Source organism: Hydrogenophaga sp. (assembly GCF_018780075.1).
In the GTDB taxonomy this organism is placed as follows: Bacteria; Pseudomonadota; Gammaproteobacteria; order Burkholderiales; family Burkholderiaceae_C; genus Hydrogenophaga.
Genome location: NZ_JADMKB010000072.1, coordinates 16502 through 42996, shown reverse-complemented (window position 1 = coordinate 42996; position 26495 = coordinate 16502). Strand labels below are relative to the sequence as shown.

Here is a 26495-nt window from a genome sequence, read left to right as displayed (position 1 = left end):
CCCATCTCCAGACTCAGCTCGTCAAGAAACAACCTCTTGACGCTTCACACCTAGCGCCTGACGTACTTCACACTCTTCAGACTTGTAAGCCTGAATGAGCTAGTTCGGTCGCAGAGCTCCAGCTAAGTTGGGATAGACGGGCAGATTGAGGAGAAGTCGCAACGTCCACAATGACGTCCAACCATAGGACTGTTGTCCCCGGTAGCGAACCGCAACGCGGCCTTATACGATTTGGTCATCTCGATTGACCTAGTGCCAGGGACTGCATCCGTCTTGTCTGAAAGAACATGATGAAGTGAAATTGATACAGGCCCAGGGAGGCAAATGCCCTGGAGCAATGGCTTCAGGATGGTCGTGTATTCACTGATACCGCGTCTCGAGAACCGAAGGATTGCAAACTCAGTACCTCCATACGTTCCAGAAATGCGAAACCCCCATGGCATCTGTAGCGTTAGACCGCCAATGACAGCCGACGTCTGCTCGAAAGTGCCACCTCGTTTCCGCAGTGCGATTACATGAGCTTCTCCTCGCTTCAGAGCAAAAATCGCATCACTCCACAGCGACGGGTCTTCGGTTGAAGGGGGCAATTTTTTTGCTATCCACTCGTCTTCGAGTGCACGCTCTGGGGTGCTTTTAGACCCTGACGAGAACGCCTTGAGCGCATCCATCACCGCCCACTTGGCACGCAAAGATGTATCGATGTCGGATTCGCTCTGCAGCTCCAAAACACGGGTATACCAGTAGCGCAGCGAGCAAGTCGCATAGCTGTAGAAGTCCTCGAAAGAAATTGCCGTTGGCGGGACAAACGCTCCGCTCGAGAGGCTCTTTCCCTTGGTCAGGGCTAGGCCCTTGTACGTCTCTGGTTGGAACTTCTTGGGGAAATGGTTTAGCTGGGGCGCAGTCGAATTCTTAAATTTGGTGTCCTGGTAAAGGAAGAGGTGGCGCTTTGCTCTGGATACCGCGACGTAGAGCAGGTTGTTCCGTTCCACTGACGCCTCGAACTTGTACTCGTCTAGGCTGCTGCCGAGCGCCTCTGGCGGCACGATGTCGAGAATTCCATCGGGACTCCAACTTGGTGCCTGGCTTCCATAGCTGTCAGAGCTCACAAAGCCGACGTGCACGGCGTCGAACTCCAGTCCCTTGCTCCCATGAACTGTCATCACTCGGACGCCGTTGAGAACTGCAGCTTCTGGGGGAAGCTCACGCCGGCCTTGGGCATCGCCGATTCTCTGGCGCAGGCGCTGTCTCAGGAAGTACCGGGACAGCCTCGCCTCCTTCATTTCTCCATCCCCGTTTCTCACGCTGTAGGCGAACTGCCAAAGAGCGATGCGGGATACCCAAGCTCGAACGCTTGTGTCCGCGAAGGGCGGAAGGCCGAGGCGCTGCTCCAGTAAGAGGTCGCAAATGACGGCCCACGGGTTGGAGCCATGTTGGTACTTCCCAATCAGCTTGCGGAGGTTTGACGTTACTTCAAGCCCTCGAGAGCTAAGGCCGGGCGGAGGGGTGTGAATCCATCTGCCTCGCTGGAAGGACACGTCGTTCTCGGCCGCCTTTTTGAGAATCTCTATGTCAATCAGCGGCATGTTGAGGGTTGGAATGCCCGATAGACCAACGAGGGCCTTTGGGCGACGCTCCACGAGAAGCTGAATCAGGCAGAGTAAGTGCTTAACCTCCGTCCGGGCGTTCAGTTCACCTACGTAGACAATGGGGATGCCAGCTTGCTCAAGTAGTTCTGCGGCCCTCTCCACATCGCTTGTTTTTCGGCAAAGGACAGCTTGGCCACCAAATGGCACCCCGTTGGCCTCTAGATTGCGAACATGTTCGGAAACTGCGCCGAGAATTGCATCGCTCTCGCTGCAGCTGACAACGACGGGCATTGCGCCCGATGCTCCGTGAGTTGCAAAGACGTCATCCAGCTTCAACGAACTCTCGAGAACATGCTCGCGACCAATCTTTTGAGTGAGGTCGACGACTTCTTGCGAGCTTCTCCTGTTGTATGTGAGAGGGTACCTTTGGATTGCGGACCCTCCGGCGTGGGCCTTAAATTCGGTATCGAACTTCAGCAAACTTTTCAGCGAAGCACCCCGCCAGTGGTGGATGGCCTGCCGAATATCCCCAACTACCCAGATATTTTTTTTGTAGGCCAACTGCCGTAGCAACTCGACCATAGCCTGTGTGACGTCCTGGTACTCATCCACCAGAACGTGCTCGAAGCGGTCGACCAGCTCTACGAAGGGCTTTCTGTCTTCTCGGAGGGCGTTGGCAGGTTTCGAAATGAGGTCTACGAAGTCAACAGTCTGGCGTTCCTTGAGCAGCGTCTCATACAGTTCGAAGAGGGTGGCTACATCAAGGCGCTTCTGCTGGAGCTCCTCATCATCGTCTTCGTTCTTCTCAACGAAATGTCTGTAGGCTGAGGGAGTGACCAATTCCTCTTTGAGCCGCGTGATTCCGTCGATAACAGGGCCAAGCCATTCGTATGGGTCCTCAACACGCAAAAAATGGTTGAGTTCCACTCTTGGCAAGGCCTTGACCATGTTGGTCATCGAACCCATCAGGTCTGAAACGTGTAGGTCAGAGTCCAAACTGAAGTGCTGGTGATACTTTCTCAGGAACTCCAGTCCAAACGAATGGAATGTGCCTGCCCAGATTTCAGAGGCATCCGCAATGCCAGCGTTGCGCAGCCGCTCTACCAGTTCAAATGCCGCCTTGTTTGTGAACGTGAGAACCAGAATCTGGCTCGGGTGTACTTGCTTGTCTTCCACCAGGTACTTCACGCGGTGGATGAGAGTCGTAGTCTTGCCAGTTCCTGGACCGGCCACCACGTTAGCCGCTCGCTCTTGAGCCATCGCTGCGGCGCGCTGGTCGGGACTTGGCTCGCTCAGTGGGCTTGTTGTCGCCGTAGCTTCAGGGAGCAACAGCCCGTCGAGCATCTGCTGCCGGACGAACTCCAGGGGGATGCCTAGCTCATTTGCAGTTTTTGCGGGCCCCTTTCCAGCTAAAGCAAATTGACGGGCATCATTCCGCGGCAGCAACAGCTCGCGAGCGAACACATTCGCTTGGAGCTCCTGCCTCTCACGTGCTCCGTAGGCCTCAACTTGGAGGACGGCTGGACTGCCGGCGCTTCCCAACAGTTTGCTAAGGTGGGTAACCGTTGTTGCCTGCTTAGTTGAGTCAAGGAAGTAGTGCCCGAGTTCGTGCGCAACAAGGCCACAGAATTCAGCACTCCATGACTCTACTTCCGAGCTTACGTAGATGAACATTTGCTCCCGCTGAAGTACTGCAGTTCCTCCGCCCAAGTCGGAGTAGGCAGGCGGCACTGACTCAATCGCAATGTTCAGGACGGACTCTACGTTTTCTAGGAGGTCCTTCGCCGTTACAGCAGTGGGTGAAAGCGTAGACGCTAACTTAGTTCTGATTGCAAGTGCTTCATTTCGCGCACGCTGGAACGGATTCATGTGCCTCAGACCCCTAGGTCCAGAAGGGCCTTGGCGTCTTGAGTCGACAGATTGAGCGACTTCACAGCTGATGTCCAAGTTGCGGGTGCAGTGGAGAGCACAGGCTTTCCGGCGTCTGCCTTATAGGCAGGTACCAACCTGCGGTCAAAGCTACCTCGGAACAATGTTGACAGTAGCGACTCATGGGTCTCAAAAGCCCCTGCCAGTTTGGAAAGCAATTTCCTCGGGGCTCGTATGTTTCCTACAAGGATGCCCGAGACAAGAGGGGTTGCAACTGTTTGAAGTCCAAGCTTTGAAACCAAATTGCGTATCGCGGCTCCCTTGCAACTCGAGACCTTTGTCTCGAGAGTTGCTAACAGCTTCTGCATCGCAAGTCCGTGGGCTGCGCATAGCGTGGTCAGCTCGGAGACTGACTTCTTGTACTCCTTCGCAGTTGTCCGAAGGCGAACAGCGTAGCCTGGGTCCAAGCGAATCATTGTCTGCCCCGTTCCAGAGCCCTGCCAGTCACTAAGCTCGTGACTAAGCATCTCGAATAGCGAAGTCGAGCTCGTATAGAGCGACCTTGAAACGAAATCCTCAAAACCGAAAACAACGTATCTGCGGGATACCTCCGCAAAATTCGTACCTTCTGAGGAAGCTATCTCATAGAGATGCTCCTTCAGGCGCAAAGGCAATGTAGTTCCAATAGTTTGTTGCCGCGACTTGGATAAAGAGCGTTCGGACGAGGATGGGATTTCTGTATCAACTTCAGGCGCGGTTTCGCTGGCGAAACTTTGAGCCGTAGGTTGTTGCTCGGTGCAGTGCGTGAGGATGGAAGCTAGGTCAACCAGTGCCTGTCGAATCGCTTCGTTTGGAGAAGAGGCCACGGCAAGGCATCTCCCTGCGCCAGCAACTTCGTAAGACACAGCAACACACCCGTTAGGCCGCGACTCGAGTTGGGCTGTCTGGAGAATGTTAGAGAATGTGTCCGGGAGGCGAGTCAAGAGCACTTGCCCTTGAGCAAAGTCGACTGGGTTGAGTGTGGTTCGCATTGGCGCCCTCCATGGCTACGGGGCGCACATGTGCCCCTTGACACCAGTATAGTGTGTATATCAACAATGTATCAATGTCAGGGAAATTTATGACAGAGCCAAAGTTGGCGACGGCAATCAGGGCCGTACTAACATCATGGGAGCAGGCGACCACCTTTGAACATCGAACGAACGCTCTAGCTTGTCCTGGTGAGCTCAGTGTTGTCTTGGGTAAGGCAGTCGAGAAGGCTTTGGATGGAGCGGGCGAGGACCCGGTGGTGGTTCGCCAGGAAGTCATCGCGGCGCCCTTCGTTTTGCTTGCCGGTGTGTTCGAGCCTGGTGAGTTGCCCGAGACGCCTGAGTGGTTCACTCCAGTTCCGGACGCCGGCGGCACTCAGATGGGACGCGCTGCGGCAATTGCGACCCACGGGTTCCTTGGCTTAGAGACTGTTTCATATGGGTCGGAAAACAGTGGCGAACTGTTTGTCAGCCTGACAGCGATTCCGGGCGACGGTAAGTTCGCGCACAAGTCGCAGGGGGGACTGCGCGGGCACACGGATGCGGTGAGCTTCCCGTTCAAGGGCGACTTCGACTCTTCCAACTCGCGAATCGCACCTTCGCCGGACTTTGTGACGCTGGTGGGACTGCGGAATCCAAAAGGCGTGCCGACAACGGTGATGGTTCTCCACGAAGCCTTGGCTAAGCTGTCTCCCGACGATGTCCGCGAATTGAAGCAGGGACAGTTCTCCTTCGGGTCGCAAGCTACTTTCCTTGAAGGTATGCAAGACATCTTGGGGGCCGTGCATACAGCCATTGATGAACCTGTCCTCAAGGACGTAGCCTTTGGCACGATTGTTCGCTTCAGCCACTCAAACGTGTTCCCTACAGACCCTGGTGGAGCAGCACAGTCGGCTGCGGATAACTTTGAAAAGGCCTGCCTCCAAGTCGCCATACCAGTGGCTATCGAGCCTGGCGATGTCCTGCTTGTCAGCAATCGGCTCTGCCTACACGGTCGACGTGAGGTGGGAGGCGACATAGGCGGGCATTCAAGATGGCTGCTGCGGACCTATGCATTGGACACGTCGGAGCTGGACGACCACAGACGACACCTCGGCGACTGGCCTCCACACGTGCTCTACCCATAGTCCAAGGTACGCTCTTGGCGTGTGCGGGGGCTTCAGAAAAAGAGGCTCGGTGGGCAGCGTATGCTGATTTCAGCTTCTCAGGTGCGCTCTCTCGATAGCATGCCTGAATCCTCTGAAGTGAGGATGACGAGGCATATTCTCGCGGTCAAAATAGCTGTGGAGTCTTCATTGAGGACTCTCCTCCTTAGCACTTCGTGTGCTTTCTCATGCCCGGTCTGACCGGGCATCGTTTTTTCTCTCAAATGAAGCATCTCATTGCCGCCTTCTTGGTGGCTTTCGTACAGGGGACCAGTCACGCGGATGTCATCGGTGGGCAGGTCGTTGGTGTGACGGATGGCGACACCATCACGTTGCTTGACTCATATCAGCGGCAACACAAAATTCGCCTTTCCGGTATTGACGCGCCGGAACGAAAGCAAGCATTTGGTCAACGGTCCCGCGAACTCCTCGCATCGTTAGTGTTTTCCAAGCACGTAGAAGTGGAGTCGGACAAGAAGGACAGGTACGGCCGTACAGTGGGCAAGGTGGTGTTCGAGGGCAGTGACATCAACCTAGCGATGGTTGCGGCGGGACTTGCTTGGCACTACAAAGCCTATGAGGAAGAACAAAGTCTCCCGGACCGAATCCTGTACGCGAAGTCTGAGAACGAGGCTCGCAGCGAACGAAGAGGTTTGTGGGTTGACCCAGAACCAGAAGCGCCTTGGGACTGGAGGCATAACGGGCGATGAGGAATGTTCAGGAGCTCGCTCTATCGCTTCTTGTCTGAAGGCTCGGTCTTCAAGGTGAACTCAACTGCGTTGGATATTGCTCTCAGAACATCCACAAGGTCGTCACGACGGTCTGCATACTGCCACCAATGAGGGTCCTGCCGGAGCTGAGCGTCTTGCAGCATGTCGTCTGCCTCGAAAAGCAAGTCTTCCACCCGCCGCACCAGCGCCTCTGCGCTGGTGATGACGCTGGCGCCAATCTGCTCTGATTTGATTCGTTCTAGGTCAAGCTCCCGCAGGCCGGGTGTGCGTGTCGGCGGCTCAGTTTTCATGGGGTGACGTGAGACTGAACTGGGGACGTCGCTTGCAGCCAGTTCCTGATGGCGGATTGAGCCGGTTCGTCCGAAATTCCGCGCTGAGGGTTGAGCAGCAACAAGTTGACCGCAGTGCCGGTGAACTCTTGCTTGTCGTCATCGAGTACGAGATGGTGCCGAACAAGTCGATTCGCCTGGAGTACGAGCTCTATCGATTGTTCGCGGGGTCCGCGCGGCGCACTGCCGACAAACTTCGGTCCCAACGGCCCGAGTAGTGCTCGCAGTTCTTGGTCGATGTACTCGTAGCGCCAACTGGAATGAACAACTATGTGTACGTCGGGGTGGCCGACGAGCAGAGATTCAAGTACAGGTAGCCAGCAAAATCGGCGCCCCTCGGGAAGCTCCGCATCAAGGGGATGGAGGACCCCATCAAAGTCGGTGAAGACCAGCCGCATCGAAGTCGCTTTCAGGTGCAGCTTGGGGTGGAGGATTTGTACTTTGGCTCTTGCCCGTCCTCTTCGTCGCACACCCACGTGGGCCCCGCGTGTCTGTTACCTAGCTTCCCTGCCGAATGTTTGGATGCAAACCCATGGGCCGCATCATCAAGCAAATGACGAAATTCGTGTGGGACAGGCTGTTGCGCAGGCATCGCGCGAATGTACCTAGCGAATCCAGTCTTGTCATCGTGTTCCAAAAGTACCGACGACTGAACTGGCAGTGCATGGTGGGTCACCAGGCGTCCGGGCAGGTCATGCTCGCGGACAAAGAAGGTCCGGAAGACGGGGCATATTGACGCTGGATATGCAAGTGGTGCCTACCTGCGTGGAGCAGGCTTTCGGGCTTGGCTTTCGATACTCAAAGAGCAATGGTCAGTACATCGCGTACTGGCCGTTGGTGAATCAGTCAAGTTGCAGGCCGCGCTCAAAGTGCCGGTCGGGGGAACCGTAGCCACTCCTGCACCGCAGCAAGCTGCCACTGCCTGCGCGCGTAGCTGGCCAAGGCTTCGGGGACTGGGTCGCCGTTGAGGACCAGGCGGTTGAGCATGACGGTCAGGTCCAGGTCTGCGATACACCACTGACCAAACAGGTGGCCCTCTCCGTGCGCAAGCAAAGCAGAGGCTGCCTGCAGCAGCTTCTTCGCAGCCACTTCGCCCGCAGGGCTCAGCGGCGAGACGGTGGGGCGGTAGAAGATGACCTCCGTCGAACGGTCTTGCCGCAAAGCCAGCAGGTCACTGCGCAACCACGCCTGAACCTGGCGAGCGCGCGCTCTGGCCTGAGGTGAGGAGGGGTACAGCCGCGGTATGGGGTGCAGCTCTTCGAGGTACTCGGCAATAGCCGATGACTCCGAGAGGGCGAATCCGTCGCAGACCAAGGTGGGCACCCTGCCGGTGAGCGAGGTTTCCTTGTAGTCAGGGGTGGTGTTCTGGCTTGCTGCAAGGTCCAGTGGCACGACCTCGAACGCGATGCCCTTCGTGCGGAGCGCAACGAAGGCGGAAAGCGCATACGGGGATGCGAATTGGGAGTCTACGTAGAGGAGCACGGTGGGGTGATTTCTCGTGAGCTTGGAGGGTTGAGTCAACGTGGCGTGTCCAGGCAGGAGCGAAATCGCTGACCAAAGCCGCGTCCTATCGCTTTTTCTTGCCGCGGTCTGGGTCTGGCGTGGAATGCAAGAGATGCGCTGGGTACTGGCGCATGAAGTCCATCGACTTTGACGGTGCTGCGGTCAGCCACTCGTCGTACTGGTGCTCGTGCAGGATGACGACCAAAATCAATGAGAGCACGCGTTGCTGAATCGACTTGATTTCAGGCCGCCTGCCGGCACTCTTTAGGCTCGACCGTAGTGGCGGCACGATTCTCCCGCGTAGTATGGGGCTCGTGCGGTCGCCTCCCCGTCGCCCGGTAGGAGCCGTTAGCCAAGAAGAATGACTCGATGTCTTTCAATTGCATGCGACATGAGCGACATATTCACCGTTCAGAATGCGTGTTTTGATTTTGAACGGTGAATCAATGAGGGCAATAAAGTCGGTGCCGATTTAAGCGGAGTGCTGGTAACAACTAATATCAGGCAAGGCATCGGTGCCTTATAACCACGAGCGGCGTGCAAGCCGTCAACATAAAATAGCACCTACGTTATTGGTGCAGAGTTACGAAAAATCGGGGAGGGTTTAAATGTGGCATGACAACGAAACGACTGTCGACTATTTGAATTTTGGGGTCGTAGCCGATGCGTGTGCGAAGTTGCTTCAACAGGCTGGCGGAGAGCCTATATCCGTTGGCATCTCCGGTGGATGGGGTGCAGGAAAGACCTCTCTCGTCAAAATGGTGGCGCAACGCCTCGAAACGCTCAACAAGCCGGGCGAAAACACATATGTGCTAGTCACATTCAATCCTTGGCTCTATCAAGATTTTGATAGCGCCCGCAACGCCCTTTTGCAACTGGTAGGTGATGAAGTTCTTGAGAGAGCGCGAACGAATGCAGACCTTTTCGACAAGGCAAAGCGACTTCTAAAACGCATCAACATACTGCGACTCGTTCAACTGGGCGGTGAGGCCGCAGCCACATATTTCACTGGCGTGCCGGTCGGGATGGTTGGCCGAGCCATGCAGAAGTTCGGGCTTATCGGCAAAGGGGATGCCGACGAGAAGGGAGCTGAAGGAGCGGATAAGGAGCAAGGCGGAGACGGCCTGCTCAAGCCAGCGGAGCCAGTTTCCCTGCCTGGTGAGATTCAGGCATTTCGACTGGCTCTCGAATCGTTGCTCGACGAGCTGAAAATCACGCTTGTAGTTTTCGTCGACGACCTCGACCGCTGCCTGCCCAAGACCGCAATTTCGACGCTCGAGTCCATTCGCTTACTGCTCTTTATCAAGCGCAGCGCGTTCGTGGTCGCTGCCGATAATGACTTCATCAAAGGGGCAGTCAGGGTTCATTTCGCTGGGACTGGAATCAAGGATGAGGTCGCGACGAACTACTTTGACAAGCTCATCCAAGTTCCGCTGCAGGTCCCGCGGCTCGGCGTCAACGAAGCCAAGGCATACATCGCACTTTTACTCATGCAGCGTGCGAGGGAGGACGGTCACTTCGAGAGATTGAAGTTCGACGTTGCTTTAGGAGCCGTTTCTGAGAGACTGCGAGAAGCTTGGCGCGGCGACTCGGTAACGCTTGATTTTTTGGAAGCGCAGGTAGGCCTCGACAACCAGCACATGCTCGACTTGATGAAGCTTGCCGATGGCCTCGCACCATTGCTGACAAGGTCACTTGCAGTCGATGGGAACCCGAGGTTGATGAAGCGCTTTCTGAACACCGTCTTCCTAAGGTCGAGCTTGGCTGAACCCCAGGGCATTAAGCTTGACCTCCAAGCGTTGGCGAAATGGCATCTCGTCGAACGCTGTGCCCCCGACCTTTCAATTGCTCTTGCCAATATGGTGACGTCCGAATCCGACGGGCGAGTGGCTCCACTAAAAGCTGCCGAAGAAGCAAATGCAGCCGGAAAAGAGCTCGCAGCGCCTTTCGATGCCAACGACCCGTTTGTTCACCAATGGCTCGGTCTTGCCCCGCCTCTAGGGGATGTTGACCTTCGTCCATTGTTGCACCTCAGTCGAGACACGCAAACCCGCGACTTCGGCATCGACAATTTGACCGCAGTGGGGCGTGAGCTCCGCGATGCCCTAGTCGCAGCCACTGCACGAAATGCGCCGCTAACTGAGGCTATCACTCAGGCCGGTGCTGCCCAGGCAGGCCTGGCGATGACTCGCGCTTGGGCCCTCCAAGCGCCGAAGCGAACGTGGCGTATTGGCGCCGATGTGCTGATGCTCATCGAAACTTGCAGAGTATTTGCGCAGCATGGGCCGACAGCGGCGGAGTTGCTGTCGAAGGCTCCTGCTGCATCTATCGGCTCCGGTCTCATTCCGGAGTTGGCTGCCCAGCCTTGGGCAAAGCCTGTTTTAGAAGTATGGCTTGTCCATGCAGACACGGACAGAACGGTGAAACGTGCAATTGAGCAGATGAAGCAGAGGGGTGGCTGATGGGGACGTCTACTTCGAGCAAAGGCGGCGGACCGCGCTCTCCATTCGACCCTGAGTGGTTAGATGGCCCCGCCGGAGGTGGAGGCGGGGATGGCGATGGGGGCGAAGGTGGAGATGGGCAAAGAGATGGCGACGGTGACGGCGGTGGGGATGGACCTCAGGGCGAAGGGGCACCCGCTCAACAGGCAACAGTGGCTAATCCTTCTCGACGGCTTGCCGCAGCCCGCACTGCCATGTCTGGTGCGTTGGCAGGCGGCGGACGAGACGACTTCAAGGCCGCTGCGAAGCGGATGGTCGGTCGAGGGATGGGGGGCCCAGCTCGCGCTGCCAGCACCATGCGTTCCACAGCGCAGGGCGCCGGCGCTCTGGGTCAGTTTCTTACTCAGGCACGTGATGGGACCAACGCGGGTGTCGTCAATTGGGTTCAGCGTGTCCGCGCGGCAAACCTCTCTGCCGAGGACCTCATTCTGGAGGTCGTAAAAGAGGTCATACCAAACTCGGGCAGCATAGATGAAGAGTCGCTTCGCAATGCAGCTACGGAGACATTCTCGATGCTGTATGAGACATCTCCCGATGTCGACATCTTCAATCTGACCGACCGGCAAATCGCGGACGTCATCGGTTTCACCGTCGCGAACGACATCTGCAATCGCGTCGACCTTCTCCTGGGCCAGAGCTATGAGAAGTTGAAGTACACACCTCAACAGGTGCAGTTATGCCGCAACGATATTCGCGAGTACGTGCGCGGACTGGTACGAGTGGAGCTTGATAAGTTGGGACCACGTCCCGTCGATTCCCACGGATTGGCCAGCGATGTCTTGGCGGCTACTTTGGAGGTGTTCGGCGAATGAAAATTCTATGCACCAGCGTTGAGAGTCTGCCGGAGAACCTTCTGCCGGATGAGCAGGCTTTCTCGTTTTTCAAATCGGCCAGTCGTGAGGGCGTGGGCAACATCGCCAACAAGTGGAAGCGCCTGCTCAAGCGCAAGGGCTTTGCACCCGATGCCGCGAGGTGGGACTTCGTGCAGTTCTGTTTGGCTGTCTGCGCGGCAGACCTGGCTTGCCCCAGGGCGACAAGCGCAGACGGCTGGACGCGTGTTATCGAGCTGACCGTAGGGTTGCACGAACCAATGCGGTGGTCCGGGTTCGAGGCACACCTTGAGAAGATGCTCAAGTTGTTGACAGGTGATTATTGGACGCTCCACTTCATCGCAGGGGGTGAAGCACCTCCGGCAGGCACGAAGGCGGTCGTGCCGCACGATTGCGTCTGTCTGCTCTCCGGGGGACTGGATAGTTTGGTCGGCGGTATCGACCTCGTATCGCAAGGCCGCCGGCCCGTGTTTGTTTCTCAGCGCGCCCACGATGACTCACCTCGTCAGGTTTCGTATGCGGCCAGGCTGGGAGGCGCCAATTCGCACTGGCAGTGGAGTCATGGCATCACCTTTCCTGGGGCGCGTGAGACGTCCACTCGCGCTCGCTCCTTAGCCTTCTACGCATTTGCCGTGTTGGCTGCCTCTCGGATTGAAGGAGAGAGAGTTCAGGTGTACGTGCCTGAGAACGGATTCATCTGCATAAATCCTCCCTTAGTCCCTGGGCGTGTGTCGAGCTTGAGCACCAAGACCACCCACCCTCAGTTCATCGGGATGATGCAAGAGATGTTGGATGGGCTCGGAGTCGCCGTAACGCTCGAGTTGCCCTACAAATTTAGAACCAAGGGGCAAATGCTTCGGGAGTGCCTTAACCAGCCTCTCCTGGAAGAGCTGGCAAGTAGTACCACGAGCTGTGGCCGCTTCCGGACTTACAACCGCACCCACTGTGGGCGCTGCGTGCCCTGCATGATTCGCAAAGGAGCATTCTTCGCATGGGGGCCCGACCGGGATGGAACAAATTACGTCCATGACCCACTCGCCGAAGCCGATAAGTCAAGCGGGCCCGACGACGCAATGGCGGCGGCTCTTGCTGTGCTCACAGTCGAGGAACGCGGCCTGGACAGATTCCTGGGAGCAACACTCGGCTTTGCTGCGCCAGAAGAGCGGGCTTCGTATCGGCAAGTTCTGAGTGACGGATTGTCCGAGGTCGAAGCAATCCTTCGCAGGGATGGCGTGCTCTGATGGACTTTCATTGCCATTTGGACCTTTACCCAAACGCAAGAGCAGTCGCTGAGGAGGCTGCGCGTCGAAACGAGTTCACCTGGCTGGTGACCACGAGCCCACGAGCTTACGAAGCCACGTCGAGAGTTCTTGGCCATGTTCCGCGTGTGCTCATAACCCCCGGCTTGCATCCCGAGTTAGTCGCACGACGCGCATCTGAGCTCCCTGAACTGCTGAAGCAAATAGAGCAGACTGCAGCAGTGGGTGAAATTGGCATTGATGGCTCCTATCGCTTCAAGGCAAGCCTGCCCGTACAGCGACAAGTGTTTGAGGCCGCCGTGTCACGCAGCAGGGAGCTCGGCGGCAAAGTCCTAAGCATCCACTCGCGCGGAGCTGTGAAGGACGTCCTGACCATCTTGCTCAAGCACCCGGGCTACGGTACCGCCGTGCTTCATTGGTTTACTGGGACCGTCGCAGAGATGGAAGCTGCGTACAAAATGGGGTGTTGGTTCAGCGTGGGGCCAGCCGCATTCTCAAGCGAAGCCGGCAGCGCGATGGCCGCTAGGCTTCCGCGTGAAAGGGTGGTTCCTGAAAGCGATGGCCCGTTCGCCGAAGAGAATGGTGCACCTATCCAGCCATGGAGCATGGAGAGGACGGCGCAGCTGTTCGCGCCGCATTGGGAATGTACCGCGCATGAGGCGTTGGCAGCTCTGCATGCAAACGGACAGAGGTTACTGCGCACAATTGATTGGCCGTCGTAGTAACTCGAAAGCTGACCGCTGACCTCATGACGAGCCCGTCCGCTCTCGCACCGGGTGGATGCAACGCCCTGCAAATAGCTCATTGGGCATTCCCCAGTTTCCCGGGCGGTTTGCTTAGCCCATAGTGCTTTGCTCAAAGTCGACTGGGCTGGAGTCGTCGTTTGCTGTTGGCCTGGGGTGTGGAGCGGTTCTCCAGAGTACAACTCTTTTGTTTGTCCGGTCGCCTGAACGCCCCCACCAGAGTACAACTTTCCAAGTTTGTTGGTCAGCGTAGAACCATTTGTTCGAGAGTACAACTTTATTGTTTGTCTCCAGACCACAGCGATTGGACCCTGTTCCGCAGCACTGGCGTGGCCCACCTGATGAGCATTTCAGGCCTGCACGTCACCCTGTTTGCCTGGCTGGCCACGGCGCTGCTGGGGCGGCTCTGGCGGCGGGTGGGCCGGGCGTGGCCGCGCGCCTTGCTGGCGCTGCCGGCCCCGGTGGCGGCGGGCTGGGGCGGCCTGGTGCTGGCGGCGGCCTACGCGCTGTTCTCCGGCTGGGGCGTGCCCGCCCAGCGCACGGTCTTGATGCTGGCGGTGGTGGTCGCGCTGCGGCTGTCGGCCCGGCGTTGGCCCTGGCCCGTGGTGTGGACGCTGGTCATGGCGGTGGTGCTGTTGCTCGATCCGTGGGCGCTGATGCAGGCGGGGTTCTGGTTGAGCTTTGTCGCGGTGGGCATCCTGTTTGCTTCGGGTGCCCGGGTGGAGCGGGACGATCCGCTGGACGCGGTGCCCCGCTGGCGGCGCTGGGGCGGAGCGGCGCTCGGCATGCTGCGCGAGCAGGCCGCCATCACCGTGGCGCTCGCGCCCCTGTCCTTGCTGCTGTTCGGCCAGGTCTCGCTGATCGGGCTGTTGGCCAACCTGCTCGCGATCCCCTGGGTGACGCTGGTGGTCACGCCGCTGGCGCTTGCGGGCGCGCTGCTGCCGCCGTTGTGGGACGCGGCGTCGCTGGCGGTGCAGGGCCTGGGCGCCTGGCTGGCCTGGCTGGCGCAGTGGCCCTGGGCGGCGGTGTTTCGCGCCATCCCGCCCGTGTCGCTGGCGGTGGCCGGGGTGTTGGGGGGTGTGCTGCTGGTGCTGCGCCTGCCCTGGGCGCTGCGCCTGGCGGGCGGGGTGCTGCTGTGGCCGGTGCTGGCCTGGCAGCCGCCGCGCCCGCCCTCGGGCGCCTTTGAGGTCATGGCGATCGACGTGGGGCAGGGCAGTGCGGTGATGGTGCGCACCGCGAACCACACCCTGCTCTACGACACCGGGCCGCGACATGGCAGCGACAGCGACGCCGGCCAGCGGGTGGTGGTGCCGCTGCTGCGCGCGCTGGGCGAGGTGCCCGACACGGTGTTGGTGAGCCACCGCGACAGCGACCACTCAGGCGGTTCGGCGGCCGTGCGCGTGGCCTGGCCCGGCGCGCGCTGGTTGTCGTCGTTTGGCGTGGGGGAGGCCTGTGTGGCGGGCCAGCACTGGGTCTGGGACGGGGTGGCGTTTGAGGTGCTGCACCCGGCGCCCGGGCTGTACGGCCCCGACGGGCAGGGGCTGCGTTCGACCAACGCCATGTCCTGTGTGCTGCGGGTGAGCAATCCGAGCGAGGCCGCCTGGCTCAGCGGTGACCTGGACGCCGAGGGTGAAACCCGCCTGGCCATGGCGCGGCCCGACCTGCGCGCCAGCCTGATGCTGGCGCCGCACCACGGCAGCGCCAGCTCCAGCAGCCCGGTGCTGCTCAACACCCTGCGGCCCCGGCAGGTGCTGATCCAGTCGGGCTACCGCAACCGGTTTGCCCATCCGTCGCCGGTGGTGCTTGATCGCTACCGGGCGCGGCGGCTCACCTGGGTCGAATCGCCCCAATGCGGTGCGGCTCTGTGGCGCAGCGAGGCGCCCAACACGGTGCATTGCCACCGCCAGGCCGCGCGGCGCTATTGGCACCACTTTGATGCGCCCACCGGGACGGCACCCGCAGAACCGGGGGAGCCGGACACGGACACGGATGTCCCACCCGCCCGAACCGCGGATTGAGTGGTCCATTCCCCTTCGGATGGGCGCACTGCTTTGGGGCCACTCTCACACCGCTGGCCCACTCCTTGCTATGCTGTCTCCAGGAGAAAAATGCCCATGAGCCGACCGATGTTTGACGAGATGAACGCTTCGCCTTCCGAGGTGCGGGCCCATTACCAAGCCTACGCCCACTGGCTGGCGCAGCAACCCGCGGAGGTGATGGCGGCGCGGCGCGAGGAGGCGGAAATGATCTTCCGCCGCGTCGGCATCACCTTCGCGGTGTACGGCGCCAAGGACGAGGACGGCTCCGGCACCGAGCGCCTGATCCCCTTCGACCTGATCCCGCGCATCATCCCCTCGAACGAGTGGAAGAGCATGGAGCAAGGCCTGGTGCAGCGCGTGACCGCGCTCAACCGCTTCATCCACGACGTCTATCACGACCAGGAAATCATCAAGGCCGGCCACATCCCGGCCGACCAGATTTTCCAGAACGCGCAGTTCCGCCCCGAGATGATGGGCGTGGACGTGCCCGGTGGCGTGTACTCGCACATCTCGGGCGTCGACATCGTGCGCGCACCGAACGACAAGGGCGAGGGCGAGTACTACGTGCTCGAAGACAACCTGCGCGTGCCCAGCGGCGTGAGCTACATGCTGGAAGACCGCAAGATGATGATGCGGCTCTTCCCCGACCTGTTCGGCCAGAACCGCGTGGCCCCGGTGGCGCATTACCCCGACCTGCTGCTCGAAACCTTGCGCGCCGTGAGCCCGGCCACCACGGCCGAACCCACGGTGGTGGTGCTCACGCCCGGCATGTACAACAGCGCCTACTTCGAACACGCCTTCCTCGCGCAGCAGATGGGCGTGGAGCTGGTCGAGGGCCAGGACCTGTTCGTGAAAGACAACTTCGTCTACATGCGCACCACCAAGGGCCCGCGCCGTGTGGACGTGATCTACCGCCGCGTGGACGACGACTTCCTGGACCCGCTGGTGTTTCGCCCTACCTCCACGCTGGGCTGTGCCGGCCTGCTGGGCGTGTACCGCAGCGGCAACGTGACCATCTGCAACGCGGTGGGCACGGGCGTGGCGGACGACAAGTCCATCTACCCCTACGTGCCCAAGATGATCGAGTTCTACCTGGGGCAGAAGCCGATCCTGAACAACGTGCCGACCTTCATGGGGCGCAACCCGGAGGACCTCAAGTACATGCTCGACAACATGGCCGAGCTGGTGGTGAAAGAGGTGCACGGCGCCGGCGGCTACGGCATGCTGGTGGGGCCGGCGTCCACCAAGGCCGAGGTGGACGAGTTCCGCGCGGTGGTGAAGGCCAAGCCCGAGGGCTACATCGCGCAACCCACGCTCTCGCTCTCGACCTGCCCCACCTATGTCGAGAGCGGCATCGCGCCGCGCCACATCGACCTGCGCCCTTTCGTGCTCAGCGGCAAGGAGGTGCAGATGGTGCCCGGCGGCCTGACGCGCGTGGCGCTGAAGGAGGGCTCGCTGGTCGTCAACTCTTCACAGGGCGGCGGTACAAAAGACACTTGGATTCTCGAGGACTGACCCATGCTTTCACGCACCGCCGACCATTTGTTCTGGATGTCCCGCTACACCGAGCGTGCCGAAAACACGGCGCGCATGCTCGACATCAACTACCAGACGTCCCTGTTGCCGCAGTCCGCCGCCGTGGCCCAGGTGGGCTGGGAAGGCCTGCTGGTCATCAGCGAGCTGATGCCCAGCTACACCGTCAAATACGGCAAGGACATCACGCCGCGCAACGTCATGGACTTCATGGTGCGCGACGAGTCCAACCCGTCGAGCATCGTCTCCTGCCTGCGCGCCGCGCGTGAAAACGCCCGTGCCGTGCGCGGCGCGCTCACCACCGAGCTGTGGGAAACGCAGAACGCCACCTGGCTCAAGCTGGCGGGCTACCTCAAGTCCAAGGAGTTCGAGCGCGACCCCGGCGCGTTTTTCGAATGGGTCAAGCACCGCTCGCACCTTTCGCGCGGTGTGGCGGTGGGCACCATGCTGCAGGACGAGGCCTTCCACTTCTACCGCATGGGCTCGTTCCTGGAGCGGGCCGACAACACGGCGCGCCTGCTGGACGTGAAGTTCCACGCGGTGCAGAGCGACTTCTTCGGTGCGGCGAACGAGCAGGATCAGGAGTACGACTTCTACCACTGGAGCGCGATCCTGCGCTCGGTCTCCGGCTTCGAGGTCTACCGCAAGGTCTACCGCGACGTGATCACGCCCGAGCGTGTGGCCGAGCTGCTGATCCTGCGCCCGGACATGCCGCGCAGCCTGGCCGCCAGCATGAACGAGGTGGTGAGCAACCTGGCCGTGGTGGCCAACGACACCTCGGGTGAAACGCTGCGCCGCGCCGGCAAGCTCAAGGCCGACCTGCAGTACGCCCGCATCGACGAAATCCTGTCCACCGGCCTGCATGCGTTCCTCACGCAGTTCCTCGACCGCGTGAACGAACTCGGCGGACGCATCAGCCAGGACTTCCTGGTGCCGACGGTCCACTGAAGCTTTTCCGTGCTGCGAGTCGCCCCAGCGGCTCGCAGGCACAATGCGGCTCCCTGGGCCAGCCAGCGGGTTCACGCCCCTGGCCCAACCCTGTGAGCACCGCATGAAACTCGTCATCCACCACAACACCCTTTACCGCTACAGCCAGCCGCTGCTCTACACGGTGCAGACCCTGCACCTGTGGCCCGTCAGCAGCGCCTGCCAGACGGTGGAGTACTGGGAAATCCGCACCCCCGGCACGCTGCACCCCCAGCCCGACACCGAAGGCAACCGCGTGCACAGCTTCAGCCTCGTGGCCCGGCCCGAGCAGAACCTGCGCGAGAACAGCATCTCGGCCATGGGCACGGTGCTGACCCACGGCGTGTCCGAGTTCACCGACCCCCCGACGCTGCCGCACCCCTCGTTTTACCTGCGCTCCACGCCGCTGGCCGAGCCGCACCCGCGCATGGCGCTGTGGGCCATGCAGACCGTGCCCTCGCTGATGGCGGCGCGCGCGCGCGGCGAGCTGCCCGGCGTGGCCGACCTCGTGGCCCTGGCCAGCGCTGTGGCCGACAAGGTGCAGTACCGCAAGGGCAGCACCGGCGTGGAGACCACCGCGCTAGAAGCGTTCGACTGGGAACTCGGCGTGTGCCAGGACCAGGCCCATGTGATGGTGGCCGTGTGCCGCAGCATCGGCCTGCCGGCGCGCTACGTGAGCGGCTATTTCTACGCGGCCAACGAACCCGACCTCGCCAGCCACGCCTGGGCCGACGTGTGCCTGGACCCCGCCACGCGCCGCTGGATCAGCCTCGACGTCACGCACCGGTGCCCCACCGACGAACGCCACACCCGCCTGGCCGCCGCCACCGACTACACCGCCTGTTTGCCGATCAAAGGGCTGCGCCGCGGCGGGGGCGAAGAAAGCATGGACGTGGACATCCGGATCGGGCCCTGGGCCTGATCTGGAACACCCCCGCAGCGCTTCGCGCTACCCCCTCAAGGGCGGCACTGGCCGTCCGGCGAAGCCGGCCCGGCGGTGCCCTGGCTTGCACCGTTTCAGGGTGAAGGTTCAGCGGTTGACCAGAGCTTCGATGGCCTGGCCCAGCTCGATCACCGCCAGCGCGTAGTAGCTGCTCCAGTTGTAGCGCGTGACCACATAGAAGTTGTCGGTGCCCGCGAGGTAGGTGGCCGGGGCGCCACCGTTGGCGGGGTCCCCGTTCTGCAGCTCGATCAGGGCCAGCTTGCCCGGGTGTTGCAGGGCGGGGCCTTCGAGCACGGCCCCTTTGGCGGTGAAGCTCTCGACGCCGAACGTGGGCAGGATGTCGGGGGCGAGCAGGCCGTCCTTGTCGAGCCGGGTGGCATCGAATGCGACGGGGTAGTGCGTGGGCTGGCCAGCCTGCCAGCCGTAGGCCTTGAAGTAGTTGGCGACGGAGCCGATCGCGTCGGCGGGGCTGTTGAACAGATCGACCTTGCTGTCGCCGTCGAAATCAACGGCGAATTTGGTCCAGCTGCTGGGCATGAACTGCGGCCAGCCCATGGCGCCGGCGTAGCTGCCGCGGGCGGCCAGCGGGTCCATGCCGGTGCGCTGGGTGAGGCTCAGGAACTGCTCCAGCTCGCTCCGGAAAAACTCGGTCCGGGCTTCGGCGCGGGGGTGCACGGCGGGGAAGTCGAAGGCCAGGGTGGCCAGTGCGTCGATCACGCGGAAGTTGCCGGTGTGCTGGCCGTAGATCGATTCGACGCCGATCACCCCGACGATCAGGCTCGCGGGCACGCCGTACTCGAGCTCGGCCCGGGCCAGGGCCTCGCGGTTCGCTTCCCAGAAGCGCTGGCCGGCGCGCACGCGGACGGGCTCGATGAAGCGGGCGCGGTAGGCCGCCCAGTTCTTGTAGGCGCCGCTCGGGGCCGGTGTCATCAGGCGGATCACGCCGGGCAGGCGTTGTGCTGCGCCGAGCTGCTGCCGCACCCAGTCCGCATCCAGCCCGCGCCGCTGCGCGAGATCGTCGGCGAAGGCCATGGCGGCGGGCGAGGTGCCGTAGCTGGTCACGGCGATCGGGGCGGGTGGAGCGCTGTCGGTGGTGGGGGTGGCTTGAACGGCGGGGCTCAGCAGCGCCGCAGCGCAGGCCAGCACACCGGTGGCCCGCCGGGTGAGTGTGTGAAGGGTCGTCATCGCGGGTCTTTCTTGGGCCAGGCCAGTTTCCGGAACTCGGCCTGCAAGGCCGTGAGGGTGTCTGGGCTGTGCGGGGCGTAACGCTGGGCTTCCAGCCGCAGCAGCCAGGCGCTCAGCGATCTTGAAAATTCGGTGTCGCCCAGGCGCTCGCGTGTCCACCGCGCCAGCTCGCGGGGCGTGAGGTGGGCGCTGTCGTGAAGCCCCAGGCCTTGCAGCCGCTGCCGGCTGCGCGCGAGCAGGCGCAGCCACGGGTCGTGCTGCTGGCGCTCCCACAGCGTCCAGCCAGCGCCGGCGAGGCTCACCAGCACCACCACCCCGATCAGCACATACGCCAGGTCGGTCCAGCTGGGCGACTCGAAGCCGATGTGCTTCAGCAGGTCCAGCTGCTTGCCCTGGGTGTAGTTGAGCACCCACTGGTTCCAGCCGTTGTTGATGGCTTCCCAGACCTCGCGCAGGCGCTGGGCCGTGCCCGGGTCGATCGAGCCGATGGCGGAGGCGATGGCGCCCTGCGGCGCGCGCAGCCGGTCCAGCGAACCGGTGCGGCCCGGCGCCACCGCCGAGGTCGGGTCCACCCGCACCCAGCCCTGGCCCTGCAGCCAGACCTCGGCCCAGGCATGGGCGTCGCGCTGGCGCACGGTCCAGTAGCCATCGACGCCGTTGAGCTCGCCGCCCTGGTAACCGGTGACGATGCGCGCAGGGATGTCGAGGGCGCGCATCAGGATCACGAAGCTGGACGCGATGTGTTCGCAGAAGCCCTCACGGCGGTCGAACCAGAACTCGTCTGCCGTGTGTTGCCCGTAGACGCCCGGGTCCAGCGTGTAGGTGTAGCCGCCGGTGCGCAGGCGCTCCAGCGCGGCCCGGATCAGGGCCGCCGACGATGCCGGGCCGGTACCGTGTTCGCGCCGCAGCTGCTGCGCCAGTTCGAGCGTGCGCGGATTGAAGCCGGCGGGCAGCTGAATCTGGTCCTGCAGCGCCAGGGCGGGTTCCAGCGGCCCGTGGCGGAACTGGGTGTAGGCCTCGGCCCGGTAGCGCACCAGCTCGGTCATGGGCCGCCGGGTGAACCACTGCAGTTCCGGTGTCATGAAGGCGCGCATGCCGGGCAGCTCGGGCGCCTGGTTGGCCGCTTCGAGCAGGAACACCCAGGGCCGCTGGTGCGGCTCCATCGTGACCTCGTAGCGGATGGGTTCACCGGCCACGGCCAGGTCGGCCTGCAATTCCATGTGGGGCGGGAAGGCCGAGCGCAATGGGCGCCACTCCACACCGTCGAAATCGGTGAGCACGGGGCCCCTGAAATACAGGTCCCGTTGCGGTGGCGCCGCCGTGTCGAAGCGCACGCGAAACGCGACCCGGTCGTCCAGCACCAGCTCGGCGATCTGGCCCACGCGCATCTTGCCGGAGAGGCCGCTGCGGCCTTCCATGCCGTCACCCGGCACGCCCCAGAGCGGGGAGAGGCGGGGAAACAGCATGAAGGCCACCAGCATGATGGGCGCGCCCAGCGCGGCCATGCCCGCGGCGATGCGAGCGGCCTGGGCCAGCGGGGGCCGGCCCACGGGCATGTGGGCGTTGACCAGCGCGGTGAGAAGGCCCAGCAGCGCGATCAGGATGCCGGCCGCCGTGAGCAGCGACTGGGAATAGAAGAAGTGGGTCAGCAGGGTGAAGAACCCCAGGAAGAACACGACGAAAGCGTCGCGCCGCGCGCGCAGTTCCAGCGTCTTGAGCGCCAGCAGCACCACGATCAGCGTCACGCCGGCATCCCGCCCGAGCAGGGTGCGGTGCGTGAGCCAGGTGGCCACCAGCGTCAGCGCGAGCAGTCCGATGCGCCAGCGCCAGCCGGGCAGCGGCCGTCCGCGCAGCGTCAGCACGCCGCGCCAGACCAGCACCCCGGCCGTGAGCGCCGTGCACCACCAGGGAATGTGGCCGATCTGCATGAACACCACCCAGCCGATGACGGCGAGCAGGAAGAGGGTGTCGCGCGTGTCCCGGGGCAGGGACGCGGCAAAGCTGCCCAGGGCGCGTTTCATGTCAATGCTTCCTCCGTGCCCAGCGCGGCCTGCCACGCATGAGACGGTCCAGTCGGGGACGGGCTGGCTTTGCCGCACGGCTGGTCTTCAAGGAGGGTGGTGCCGGAGGCGACGCGGTGGGTGTTCATACGGACGCCATCGCCTCCAGGCAACGCGCGCGTTGCGACGGCCCCTGGTCGGGCGCGATCTCCCGTCCGGGGATGCGCAGTCCGTAGTCCAGCCCCAGGCGATCGGCCATCAGGACCCAGGCGGTCAGCCGGGACAGGCGGGCCTCCAGGTCGCTGACGCCGCAGTGGGCATGGTCCAGCCAGAGCTGCTGGCGCTGGCTGGACAGGGTGTCGCGGCTGACGAGGTCGTCCCGGCCGGCCGCAAAGGCCTGCGCGGCCTTTTTCCAGACCACGGTCTTTTGCGGATCGCCGCGGCGGTAGGCACGCACGCCGTCGAACTCGCCGGTGGACTGCTGGCGCGCGCTGCCGGCGTGCCCGGGCTGCGGCTCGCCCGCGGGCAACGCCGGCGGGTGCGCCTCCGGGGCCGGGTACACCAGCACCTGCGCGGCCGGACGCCAGACCGTCCACACCCGGAATGTGCCGAGCGGAAAGAGCGTGACCGCGGTGAGCGCCGGCAGGGCGTGCAGGCCGCGGCGCGGTGTGGCCCAGGCCACCTGCAACTGGGTGCTGCCCTGCGCCGGCACATCGGTCCAGGCGAGGTGGGCGTCGCCCGGGTGGTCGGGATCGATGACGCCGAGCCCGATGCCATGGCGCGCGCCCTTGCGTTCGCTGGTCAGGCGGATGTCGAGCGCGGCGGCCTGGCCGGCGTGCACCGGCATGGGCGGCGTGAGGTGCATCGTCAGTCCGCGCAGGTTGCCGTGACACAGGTGCATGCCGACCACCGCGCTGCCCGCCAGCAGAAAGGTCAGCAGGTAACCCAGGTTGAGCTGGTAGTTGATGCTGGCGACCAGCAGCAGAAGCAGCGTGAACGCCATCATCAGACCCGCCCGCGTGGGCAGGATGTAGACGTTGCGCTGGGTCAGGACCAGTGTGTCCGAGCGCGGCATGCGCTCGTGGAACCAGCGCTGCAGGCGGCTGCGCAGCGCGCGCAGCGGGTGGCGCCATGGGAGGACAGAGGGTCGCAAGATGGCGGTGTTCATGGCAGTGAAACCAGCGGGTGGGTGCTGTGTCTCCGGCGCGAAATGCCCCAACCCAGGACGCGGTGGAACCGGCTTTGCCAGGCCACTTCGCATCGCCCCCTTGAGGGGGGCGCGCGCAGCGCGGCGGAGGTGTTCCATCTCACGGCAGCGGCACGGCCTCGATCAGCGCCCGGACCTGTTCAACAGACCCGCGCCCGGCGTCGCTCACCGGAACCATGCGGTGCGCCACCGTCTGCGGCAAGATGGCGGCGATGTCGTCCGGCGCCACATAGTCCCGGCCCGACAGGTAGGCCTGGGCCTTGGCCGAACGCACCACGGCCAGCGCGGCGCGAGGCGACAGGCCTTGCGCGAACCAGCGGCCCGAGCGGGTCGCGGCCACCAGGTCCTGCAGGTACTCCAGCACCGGATCGGCGGTGTGCACCGCCTGCACCGTGGCCTGCAGCCGCGCCAGATCGGCGGGGGTGAGCACGGGCGCCATGTGTTCGATCATGTTGCGCCGGTCGGCGCCGCGCAGCAGCTCGCGTTCGGCGGCTCGGTCGGGGTAGCCGAGCGAGAGGCGCATGTGGAAGCGGTCGAGCTGCGATTCGGGCAGGGCGTAGGTGCCAAGCTGGTCGTGCGGGTTTTGCGTCGCGATCACGAAAAACGGCTCGGGCAGGGCACGCGTTTCGCCCTCGACCGTGACCTGTTTTTCTTCCATGGCTTCGAGCAGGGCGCTCTGCGTCTTGGGGCTGGCGCGGTTGATCTCGTCGGCCAGCAGCACCTGCGCAAACACGGGGCCGGGGTGGAACACGAAGGCCTCGCGACCGCGCTCGTAGATCGACACGCCAACCAGGTCGCTGGGCATCAGGTCGGCGGTGAACTGCACACGCGAAAACTGCAGGCCGAAGGAGCGCGAGAGGGCGTGCGCGAGCGTGGTTTTGCCGACGCCGGGCACGTCTTCGATGAGCAGGTGACCACCGGCCAAAAGGCAGGCCACGCAGTCGGAAACCTGGGCACTTTTGCCCACAATGACCGTGTTAAGCTGGGTCAAAAGCTGCTGGATTTTCGAGTCGGCGTGCATGCCGTGAACCTTAACGTAAAAATCTGATGAGCCAGGCAACAGGTTATTTCACCCACAAGGATTGCTGGAGACATGAGATGGGCAACGGGCACCCCGAATGCCCCGCCCGGCTCGATGCCATCGAGGACCGTTTGCTGATCACCGGGCTCGACACCGCGCTGGAGCGGCGCGAAGCCACCGCCGCTTCGCTGACCGATCTGGAACTGGCGCATGGTCGCATGCATCTGGCCGCGATCCGGGGCCTGAGTGACGGTCTTCGTGACGAAATTGCCGCCGGCGGCCCCACGCACGCGCAGATCGATCCCGACACGGCCATCAACATCCACTCTTGGGACGCGATCCTGATGGCGGCCGGTGCCGCCATCGACGCCACCGACGCGGTGCTGGCCGGTGAGATGGTCAACGCCTTCTGCGCCGTGCGCCCGCCCGGCCACCACGCGACGCGGCATCAGGCCATGGGTTTCTGCTTCGTCAACAACGTGGCGGTGGCCGCCAAGTACGCGCTGGAGCGCCACGGCCTGAAGCGGGTCGCGATCATCGACTTCGACGTGCACCACGGCAACGGCACGGAAGACATCGTGGCCGGCGACGAACGCATCCTCATGTGCAGCTTCTACCAGCACCCGTTCTACCCGCCATGGGAGCACTCGACGGCGGCCAACCTCGTGAACCTGCCGGTGCCGGCCTACACCAAGGGCATGGACGTGCGCGAACTGATCGACATGATGTGGTTGCCCCGGCTGGACGCGCACAGGCCGCAGCTGATCTTCATCAGCGCCGGTTTCGACGCCCACCGCGAAGACGACATGGGCCAGATGGGCCTGGTGGAGAACGACTACGCCTGGATCACCGAGCGCGTCAAGGAAGTGGCGCAACGCCACGCCCAGGGGCGCATCGTGAGTGTCCTGGAGGGTGGCTACAACCTGAGTGCGCTGGCGCGCAGCGTGGAGGCGCACCTGCGGGTGCTGGCAGGGGTTTGATGCTGTGATCATGAAAAAAATGCTGAAACGCCTGCCGGGCTTGCGCGGGCTTGCCGCCGAACTGCACGACCTGCGGATTCGCCGGGATTCCGATCTGGACGACGCCTTCCTGACCGAAGCGGCCGAGCGGGCGCCCGATGTTTGCGGGCACAGCGTGGTGTGGCCCTGGATCAAGGAACACATCCACCGCCCCGTGCACGCAGAAAGGACCATGCCCGCATGACCCCAGACGGTTCCACCGACATCCTGCTTCACACCCGAGATCAACGCGGTGTGCACACGGTCACGCTGAACGCGCCGCGCAGTTTCAACGTGTTGTCCGAGGCCATGATGGCGGCCTTTCAGGCCGCGCTGGATGCCGTCGCGGCCGATCCGGCCGCCCGTGTGGTGGTGGCGGGCGCCAGCGGACGCGCCTTCTGCGCCGGGCACGACCTCAAGGAGATGAAGGCGCGTCCCGAACTGGCCTACTACCAGGCGCTGTTCGCAACCTGCTCGAAATTGATGATGAGCGTGCGCAAGCTGGAGGTGCCGGTGATCGCGCGGGTGCACGGCCTGGCGACGGCGGCCGGTTGTCAGCTGGTGGCGCAATGTGATCTGGCGGTGGCGGCGCAGGAGGCGAGCTTCGGTGTGAACGGCATCGACGTCGGCCTCTTTTGTGCCACGCCCAGCGTCGCCCTGTCGCGCAACATGGGGTCCAAGCAGGCGATGGAAATGCTGTTGACGGGCGATTTCATCACCGCCGATGAGGCCAAGGCGCGTGGGCTGGTGAACCGGGTGGTGGCTGCCGACGCGCTGGACGCCGAAGTCGCTGTGCTTGTCGACCGCATCCTGTCCAAGCCACGCGAAGCCATCGCCATGGGCAAGGCCCTGTTCTACCGTCAACTGGAAACCGGCATGGAGTCGGCCTACCAGCTGGCTGGCCAGACGATGGCCTGCAACATGGTGCACGGTGTGGCGCAGGAAGGCGTGCAAGCCTTCATCGAGAAGCGCGCGCCGCATTGGTAGGCTGCCGCTGGCCCGCCGCGCGCAGTCGCACACCCCCGAGGGACCACGCCTGCGACCCGTCCTGTCGGCAGGCGGTTCCGCGGTGTGGCGGG

22 protein-coding genes are annotated in these 26495 nt (G+C 62.7%); 14 read left to right on the top strand and 8 right to left on the bottom strand.

Annotation, left to right across the window (positions count from 1 at the left end; all coding sequences use genetic code 11):
* Positions 1 to 122 precede the first annotated feature (122 nt).
* Positions 123 to 3455 carry a UvrD-helicase domain-containing protein gene (locus IV088_RS13955; protein ID WP_291103038.1) on the bottom strand — a complete coding sequence of 1111 codons (3333 nt, stop codon included), beginning with the start codon at positions 3453 to 3455 and terminating at the stop codon, positions 123 to 125.
* 1105 nt (positions 3456 to 4560) lie between these two features.
* Between IV088_RS13955 and IV088_RS13950 the strand changes: the two genes are divergently transcribed.
* Both IV088_RS13950 and IV088_RS13945 read left to right on the top strand, forming a co-directional pair.
* Positions 4561 to 5610, top strand: coding sequence for a TauD/TfdA family dioxygenase (locus tag IV088_RS13950; protein ID WP_291103036.1), 1050 nt, complete (start codon positions 4561 to 4563; stop codon positions 5608 to 5610).
* A 206-nt stretch (positions 5611 to 5816) separates the two neighbouring features.
* Positions 5817 to 6338, top strand: coding sequence for a thermonuclease family protein (locus IV088_RS13945; protein ID WP_291103033.1), 522 nt, complete (start codon positions 5817 to 5819; stop codon positions 6336 to 6338).
* Positions 6339 to 6358: 20 nt separating this feature from the next.
* Here IV088_RS13945 and IV088_RS13940 read toward each other — a convergent pair whose 3' ends face one another.
* On the bottom strand, positions 6359 to 6649 hold the full coding sequence (locus IV088_RS13940; RefSeq protein WP_291103030.1) for a hypothetical protein: 291 nt from the start codon (positions 6647 to 6649) through the stop codon (positions 6359 to 6361).
* Positions 6646 to 7086 carry an HAD domain-containing protein gene (locus IV088_RS13935; RefSeq protein ID WP_291103028.1) on the bottom strand — a complete coding sequence of 147 codons (441 nt, stop codon included), beginning with the start codon at positions 7084 to 7086 and terminating at the stop codon, positions 6646 to 6648. Before IV088_RS13935 ends, IV088_RS13940 begins: the two co-directional genes overlap by 4 nt.
* 134 nt (positions 7087 to 7220) lie before the next feature.
* Here IV088_RS13935 and IV088_RS13930 point away from each other — a divergent pair, with 134 nt between their 5' ends.
* Entirely contained in the window at positions 7221 to 7424 is a 204-nt protein-coding gene (locus tag IV088_RS13930; protein WP_291103025.1) for a hypothetical protein, read from the top strand.
* A 128-nt stretch (positions 7425 to 7552) separates the two neighbouring features.
* Here IV088_RS13930 and yfcF read toward each other — a convergent pair whose 3' ends face one another.
* Complete coding sequence (gene yfcF, locus IV088_RS13925; protein ID WP_291103022.1) at positions 7553 to 8170, bottom strand: glutathione transferase; 618 nt, start codon at positions 8168 to 8170, stop codon at positions 7553 to 7555.
* A gap of 629 nt (positions 8171 to 8799) precedes the next feature.
* Here yfcF and IV088_RS13920 point away from each other — a divergent pair.
* The 8 genes from IV088_RS13920 to IV088_RS13885 all read left to right on the top strand — a co-directional run bounded on the left by IV088_RS13920 (position 8800) and on the right by IV088_RS13885 (position 18984).
* Positions 8800 to 10653 (top strand): P-loop NTPase fold protein, encoded by a 1854-nt coding sequence (locus IV088_RS13920; RefSeq protein ID WP_291103019.1) that lies wholly within the window; start codon positions 8800 to 8802, stop codon positions 10651 to 10653.
* A 233-nt stretch (positions 10654 to 10886) separates the two neighbouring features.
* A complete protein-coding gene (gene qatB, locus IV088_RS13915; protein ID WP_291103016.1) occupies positions 10887 to 11504 on the top strand; it encodes a Qat anti-phage system associated protein QatB in 618 nt (205 codons plus the stop codon).
* Positions 11501 to 12763, top strand: coding sequence for a Qat anti-phage system QueC-like protein QatC (qatC, locus tag IV088_RS13910; RefSeq protein ID WP_291103014.1), 1263 nt, complete (start codon positions 11501 to 11503; stop codon positions 12761 to 12763). The genes qatB and qatC overlap by 4 nt, the downstream gene beginning before the upstream one ends.
* Positions 12763 to 13503 (top strand): Qat anti-phage system TatD family nuclease QatD, encoded by a 741-nt coding sequence (gene qatD, locus IV088_RS13905; protein ID WP_291103012.1) that lies wholly within the window; start codon positions 12763 to 12765, stop codon positions 13501 to 13503. Before qatC ends, qatD begins: the two co-directional genes overlap by 1 nt.
* Positions 13504 to 13808: 305 nt before the next feature.
* Positions 13809 to 15542, top strand: coding sequence for a DNA internalization-related competence protein ComEC/Rec2 (locus IV088_RS13900; protein ID WP_291103009.1), 1734 nt, complete (start codon positions 13809 to 13811; stop codon positions 15540 to 15542).
* Positions 15543 to 15638: 96 nt separating this feature from the next.
* Positions 15639 to 17078: a circularly permuted type 2 ATP-grasp protein gene (locus IV088_RS13895; RefSeq protein ID WP_291103007.1), complete on the top strand. Its 1440-nt coding sequence runs from the start codon at positions 15639 to 15641 to the stop codon at positions 17076 to 17078.
* Between the two features lie 3 nt (positions 17079 to 17081).
* Positions 17082 to 18044: an alpha-E domain-containing protein gene (locus IV088_RS13890; protein ID WP_291103004.1), complete on the top strand. Its 963-nt coding sequence runs from the start codon at positions 17082 to 17084 to the stop codon at positions 18042 to 18044.
* 103 nt (positions 18045 to 18147) lie between these two features.
* Positions 18148 to 18984, top strand: a complete 837-nt coding sequence (locus IV088_RS13885; protein WP_291103002.1) for a transglutaminase family protein — start codon at positions 18148 to 18150, stop codon at positions 18982 to 18984.
* A 108-nt stretch (positions 18985 to 19092) separates the two neighbouring features.
* Here the strand turns inward: IV088_RS13885 and mltB are convergent, their stop codons facing one another.
* The 4 genes from mltB to IV088_RS13865 form a co-directional block, all read right to left on the bottom strand.
* Positions 19093 to 20037: a lytic murein transglycosylase B gene (gene mltB, locus IV088_RS13880; RefSeq protein ID WP_291103040.1), complete on the bottom strand. Its 945-nt coding sequence runs from the start codon at positions 20035 to 20037 to the stop codon at positions 19093 to 19095.
* Between the two features lie 149 nt (positions 20038 to 20186).
* Positions 20187 to 22211, bottom strand: a complete 2025-nt coding sequence (locus IV088_RS13875; protein ID WP_291103000.1) for a DUF3488 and transglutaminase-like domain-containing protein — start codon at positions 22209 to 22211, stop codon at positions 20187 to 20189.
* A 124-nt stretch (positions 22212 to 22335) separates the two neighbouring features.
* Positions 22336 to 23358, bottom strand: a complete 1023-nt coding sequence (locus tag IV088_RS13870; protein WP_291102998.1) for a DUF58 domain-containing protein — start codon at positions 23356 to 23358, stop codon at positions 22336 to 22338.
* Between the two features lie 139 nt (positions 23359 to 23497).
* The gene (locus tag IV088_RS13865; RefSeq protein ID WP_291102996.1) at positions 23498 to 24418 is read right to left on the bottom strand and encodes a MoxR family ATPase; all 921 of its coding nucleotides are present in this window, start codon (positions 24416 to 24418) and stop codon (positions 23498 to 23500) included.
* 26 nt (positions 24419 to 24444) lie between these two features.
* On the opposite strand from IV088_RS13865, the gene IV088_RS13860 reads away from it, so the two are divergent.
* Genes IV088_RS13860 through IV088_RS13850 form a run of 3 tightly spaced genes read left to right on the top strand, consistent with a single transcriptional unit; the run spans position 24445 to position 26403 of the window.
* Positions 24445 to 25398: a histone deacetylase family protein gene (locus IV088_RS13860; RefSeq protein WP_291102994.1), complete on the top strand. Its 954-nt coding sequence runs from the start codon at positions 24445 to 24447 to the stop codon at positions 25396 to 25398.
* Positions 25399 to 25408: 10 nt separating this feature from the next.
* Positions 25409 to 25621, top strand: coding sequence for a hypothetical protein (locus IV088_RS13855; RefSeq protein WP_291102992.1), 213 nt, complete (start codon positions 25409 to 25411; stop codon positions 25619 to 25621).
* A complete protein-coding gene (locus IV088_RS13850; RefSeq protein ID WP_291102990.1) occupies positions 25618 to 26403 on the top strand; it encodes an enoyl-CoA hydratase in 786 nt (261 codons plus the stop codon). The genes IV088_RS13855 and IV088_RS13850 overlap by 4 nt, the downstream gene beginning before the upstream one ends.
* Positions 26404 to 26495 lie beyond the last annotated feature (92 nt).